Here is a 4,533-nt window from a genome sequence, read left to right on the forward strand (position 1 = left end):
CTTTTTCTTGCCATAAAAAAACCTCCTAGATTTTAATGATATTACATCATTAATCTAGAAGGTCTGCAATTATTATTTACACAAAATTATTTATACTCCCAATAAAAAAGATAGAGTTCTTATTCTCTATCTTTATTTATTTATAAAGTTAATAAGCCTATCTATGGCTTCATTTAGAATAGCTTCATCTTTTACTAGAGAGATTCTTATATATCTATCCATTCCAAAAGCTATACCTGGAACAACTGCAACTCTCTCCTTTTCCAAAAGAGTTTTAGCAAAATCTAGGGAATTCAAATTTGTAATTCCATCTAGTGATACAAAAATATAGATTGCCCCTCTTGGTTTTATAGCAAAAATATTCTTTTCTTTTAACTTATTATATACACTTTCAGCTCTTTTTTTATAAATATTAACTTGTGAAGAGATATCTTTACACTCCTTTAAAGCTACTAAAGCAGCCTTTTGAGAAATTATACTACTTGAAGTTACTGTATATTGATGGACTTTTAGTAAGTATTCTCTTATTTTTTTACTTGTTATTATATATCCTATTCTCCATCCAGTTAAAGAATGGGATTTTGAAAATCCATTTATTAAAATAACGTTTTCCCTATATTCTTCTTGTAAAAAACTGTTATGCTTCCCTTCATATACAACTTCACTATAGACCTCATCACTTATGATATATAGATGATTTTCTTTAGCAAACTTCAATATATCATCTCTATTTTTCTCAGAAATGATAACTCCCGATGGATTTGATGGATAGTTTACAATAATAGCTTTTGTTCGTGGCGTTATATGTTTTTTTAACATATCAACAGTCAATTCAAAATTTTCATTTGACGTATCCATTTTTATTAACTTAGCTCCCGCTAATGTTATCAATGGTTCGTATCCTGAATATACCGGTAATGGAGTTAGAACCTCATCCCCCGGTAAAATTATAGTCTTTATCACCGTCGACAATCCTTCTGTAGTTCCAACCGTTACAATTATTTCATCAGACCCTACATTCACCTTATATCTATCCTTATAATGTTTTCCTATCTCTTCTCTTAGCTCAATCATACCTCCCAATTGCGGATAACCTAATCTAGTGTTTTGCATATACTCAATAGTTTTATCTATTATTATTTTCGACTGCGGTAAATCTGGCTCTCCTATTGTTAAATTAATTAACTTCTTTTCACCATCTTCATATTCTTTACACGCCTCTGCTATCTTTCTTATGACAGATATTTCTATTTTATCCAAATTTGGGTTTACTCTTAGCATATTTTCTCCTCTACTTTTTTTTCATTAAAATTTCTGCAATTTGTACTGCATTTGTTGCCGCCCCTTTTCTTATATTATCAGCTACAACCCATAAATTTAACCCTTTTTCTATACTAAAATCTTTTCTCAAACGTCCCACATAAACTTCATCTGTTCCAGTAGCTTCAGTAGCTAAAGGATAAATATTATTTCCTATATCATCTCTGAAAACTATACCTTTTGCTTCTTTAAATTTATCTCTTAGCTCTTCCAAATTTACTTCCTTTTCTAATTCAACATTTATTGATATAGAATGTCCATTCAAAACTGGGACTCTGACACACGTTGCTGTTATTGGAAGATTTTTTTTATTTAAAATTTTACGAGTTTCATTTATCATTTTTTCCTCCTCTTTAGTATACCCATTTTCTAAAAATGAGTCTATATGAGGTAAACAGTTATTAACTATTGGATGAGGATATGTTTTAGCTTCCTCTCCTACTAGCCCTCTTTTCAAATCTTCCATTCCTTTTATTCCACTTCCAGATACAGCTTGATAGGTAGAATAAATAACTCTTTTTATACCATATAAATCATCTATAATTTTTAACGGCACAACAGACTGAATCGTTGAACAATTTGGATTTGCTATTATACCTTCATTTTTAAATATCTCTTCTGAATTTACTTCTGGTACAATTAGTGGGACACTTTTATCCATTCTCCAAGCACTGCTATTATCAATTACTATCACACCCTTTTTATTTGCAATTGGTGCAAATTTTTTACTGATATCACCACCTGCAGAAAATAGTGCTATGTCTATCTTTCTATCAAAACTTTTTTCTGTAAGCTCCTCTATTATTAAAGTTTTTCCTTTAAAGATAACTTTTTTTCCAGCCGAACGAGTCGAAGCAAAAAGATATAAATTTTTTATTGGTAAATTTCTTTCTTCCAAAACTTTCAAAAAAGTTCCACCTACTAATCCACTTGCTCCCACTATTGCTATATTATACATTCTAGTCCCTCCATTACAATTAAAAAATTCTTTCATCAATCCATCTTTCAAATAAAAATTAATAAAAATATTATAAATTTATTTTAACATTATTGAAGGAAATTTTAAACAAAATCAGAAGAATAGATTAAAGAAAATTAAAGAGGTGATTTTTATGTCAAAATGTTGTAATAAACCCAAAGTTAATCTTCCAAAAACTTGTGTCTGTCCTGTTCCAAAAAAAGAACCAGCTGAAGTTCCTGATATAATGGATCCTATATTGAGTCCAAATGTTGAAGCTGAAGCGAGTGAAGTTAGAAATGATATAGATCAAGAAGATAACGAATAAAAAAGAGGACTAAAGTCCTCTTTTTTATTATCAATAATATAAATCTATTATATTTATTTCACTTGTACTATTTACTCTATAAGGAATTAACCAAGAGCTAAATCCTGCACTTACTATCGTGTGAGTCACTCCAAACACTTTATATCCATGATAATTTTTATACATTTTTTTTACTATTAAATTATACGGAAAAAACTGTCCTCTATGTGTATGTCCACAAAGCTCTAAATCAATTCTATTCACAATGGATTCCTCTATAGAGTTTGGATTATGGTCCAATACAATTGTCGGAAGATCTGTATCTACCTTCTTTTTTAAATATGCTATTTTTTTTCTTTTTTTATTTGTTATATCGTCTCTTCCAATAATATTTACTTCCTCAATTTTTATAGCACTATCCCTTAAAACTTTTATACCTAAACTTTTAATATACTCTATATTTTCTTCTACTCCTCCATGGTATTCATGGTTTCCTAAAATCGCATACATCCCATATTTAGGCTCAATCTCTCTAAAACTAGCTGTAAAGTCTGCCTTGATATCTTTACAACTAAAATCAACTAAATCTCCCCCTATCAATAAGATATCTGGTTCTTCTTCAGCCATTCTTTTTAAAGAATTTTCTATATTGTCTTTATTAGTTAAAGCTGACAAATGTATATCTGATATAAATGCTATTCGTAATTTTTTACCACTTTTATGTCTCTCTAATTTTATTACATTTTTTATCACTTTTGCTACTGAGAAGTTATAATACGCATAGATGAAAAACACTGGAAGTACTATAAAAGCTACTGTCACTATATTTAATTTACTTAATCGATAAAAATAATTTACTACCCCTAAAATTATTAATAGAAAAAATATATAATGGGCTATAAAAATATAATTTCCTAAAAATCTACCCAAAAAAATATTTCTTCTAAAAAAAGTTCTTCTGATGTAAAAAATAGGTAAAATTGCTAATAAAAATATAAAGTTTATTAAAAACAACTGTTCCATAATTTCTCCTTATAGAAAATGTCCAATAAAAGCTTTAAATCCCATTAAAATTAATATTCCTCCTCCTAGATACTCTGTTTTATAACTTATTAAATGTCCTACTTTATGCCCTAAATAAACTCCTATGGACGCTATTAAAAAAGTTATTATTCCTATTATCTCTATGGAGTAATATATATTCAAATTTGGAACCAATGAAAAGGAAAAACCGATAGCTAAAGCATCTATACTTGTTGCAAACCCCAATAAAAATAGGTTTGAAGCCATCTCACATTTCCCTTCTACCTCGCATTCTTGCTCCTTCCAACCATCAAAAACCATTTTTCCACCGACAAATAATAGTAATATCGTTGTTATTATATAATCATACTCTGATATTTTCTCTGCAAAAACACCACCTATTCTCCATCCTATATACGGCATTAACGCTTGAAATCCTCCAAATACAAGTGCAATTTTAAAAATATTTCTTTTTTTTAATTTCTTCATTGCCAACCCTTCAGTTAATGATACAGCAAATGCATCCATAGCTAACCCTATAGAAATCAATATAAGTGACAGTACATCCATTATTCCCTCCAATAAATTTTTTCAATTTCTATATTATACATTTTCTTTTTACTTTTCTCAATTTATTTAAAAAAAAAAGAAGAGAGTTCTCTCTCTTCAAAAGTTTATACTATTAAATTTAAAATAGATAGTCCACCGATTATCCATAGAGCCATATTTATTTTCTTTGTCTCCCCTGCTGCAACATGAGTTACTATATATACAACAAAACCAAAACTTAATCCTATACTTATACTATATGTTAAAGGCATCATTACAATTGTTATAAATGCAGGAATCGCTAATTTCATATCTGTAAAATCTATATTTCCAATGGACTTAAACATAAATACTCCTACTAATACCAGTGCTGGAG

5 protein-coding genes and 1 pseudogene are annotated in these 4,533 nt (G+C 28.9%); 1 reads left to right on the forward strand and 5 read right to left on the reverse strand.

Going from position 1 to position 4,533, the window contains the following annotated elements:
* Positions 1 to 132: 132 nt before the first annotated feature.
* Both ACWI69_RS11680 and ACWI69_RS11685 read right to left on the reverse strand, forming a co-directional pair.
* Complete coding sequence (locus tag ACWI69_RS11680) at positions 133 to 1,281, reverse strand: pyridoxal phosphate-dependent aminotransferase (RefSeq protein WP_448822008.1); 1,149 nt, start codon at positions 1,279 to 1,281, stop codon at positions 133 to 135.
* A gap of 10 nt (positions 1,282 to 1,291) precedes the next feature.
* Entirely contained in the window at positions 1,292 to 2,278 is a 987-nt protein-coding gene (locus ACWI69_RS11685; protein ID WP_448822009.1) for an aspartate-semialdehyde dehydrogenase, read from the reverse strand.
* Between the two features lie 154 nt (positions 2,279 to 2,432).
* Between ACWI69_RS11685 and ACWI69_RS11690 the strand changes: the two genes are divergently transcribed.
* Positions 2,433 to 2,606, forward strand: a complete 174-nt coding sequence (locus ACWI69_RS11690; RefSeq protein WP_448822010.1) for a hypothetical protein — start codon at positions 2,433 to 2,435, stop codon at positions 2,604 to 2,606.
* A gap of 30 nt (positions 2,607 to 2,636) precedes the next feature.
* On the opposite strand, the gene ACWI69_RS11695 is transcribed toward ACWI69_RS11690, so the two are convergent.
* From ACWI69_RS11695 to ACWI69_RS11705, 3 genes and pseudogenes are all read right to left on the reverse strand, one after another.
* A complete protein-coding gene (locus ACWI69_RS11695; RefSeq protein ID WP_448822011.1) occupies positions 2,637 to 3,608 on the reverse strand; it encodes a metallophosphoesterase in 972 nt (323 codons plus the stop codon).
* Between the two features lie 9 nt (positions 3,609 to 3,617).
* Positions 3,618 to 4,178, reverse strand: a complete 561-nt coding sequence (locus ACWI69_RS11700; RefSeq protein WP_448822012.1) for a manganese efflux pump MntP — start codon at positions 4,176 to 4,178, stop codon at positions 3,618 to 3,620.
* A 104-nt stretch (positions 4,179 to 4,282) separates the two neighbouring features.
* Positions 4,283 to 4,533, reverse strand: a pseudogene (locus ACWI69_RS11705) (NCS2 family permease); the annotation flags it as partial.

It is taken from the genome of Cetobacterium sp. (assembly GCF_977044495.1).

Bases quoted from the DNA above. Each gene is read 5' to 3' on its own strand.
- ACWI69_RS11680 (WP_448822008.1), bottom strand. From the start codon at position 1,281: ATGCTAAGAGTAAACCCAAATTTGGATAAAATAGAAATATCTGTCATA.
- ACWI69_RS11685 (WP_448822009.1), bottom strand. From the start codon at position 2,278: ATGTATAATATAGCAATAGTGGGAGCAAGTGGATTAGTAGGTGGAACT.
- ACWI69_RS11690 (WP_448822010.1), top strand. From the start codon at position 2,433: ATGTCAAAATGTTGTAATAAACCCAAAGTTAATCTTCCAAAAACTTGT.
- ACWI69_RS11695 (WP_448822011.1), bottom strand. From the start codon at position 3,608: ATGGAACAGTTGTTTTTAATAAACTTTATATTTTTATTAGCAATTTTA.
- ACWI69_RS11700 (WP_448822012.1), bottom strand. From the start codon at position 4,178: ATGGATGTACTGTCACTTATATTGATTTCTATAGGGTTAGCTATGGAT.